Genomic DNA, 578 nt, shown 5'->3' with positions numbered 1-578 from the left:
ATATGGGTGAATTCTGATAATTAAAAAACTTTTTTAAGCAGATTTAGCTGTTCGATCTTCATTTTAAGTTCAAAAGAACCAGAAATTAAAAAAACGCAGCTATATTTTTAACACCTATTTATTTCCGATATAATGAAATAGACAACAGCCATAAAGGGGGAGCCTTGTTGAAACCATTTGTATTTATCACAAAACCGATTCCTGAAGAGATTGAAGCATTCATCGGTGAACATTGTCGTTATGAAGTATGGCAGGAGGATACGCTTCCGAGTGACGTGCTATTTGAAAAATTAAAAGAAGCGGAGGGACTTTTAACATCAGGGACGTCCGGGCCGTCAATCAATCGTGAGTTGCTGGAACACGCGCCTAAGCTCAAAGTGGTCAGCAACCAATCAGTAGGCTACGATAACTTCGATATAGAAGCAATGAAAGAAAGAGGAGTCGTCGGGACTCATACACCTTATACACTGGATGACACAGTTGCAGATCTGGCTTTTTCACTGATTCTGTCTTCCGCCAGACGTGTTGCCGAACTGGACCGTTTTGTCAGAGCAGGAAAATGGGGAACCGTGGAAGAG

Annotated in this window: 1 pseudogene; it reads left to right on the top strand. The window is 41.2% G+C overall.

The features are described 5' to 3' along the window. Positions 1-164: 164 nt before the first annotated feature. A pseudogene (locus ACWHAR_RS30120) lies at positions 165-578 on the top strand (bifunctional glyoxylate/hydroxypyruvate reductase B); the annotation flags it as partial.

The organism is Bacillus sp. LR--39 (assembly GCF_053613335.1).
This window is presented reverse-complemented; position numbering and strand designations above follow the sequence as displayed.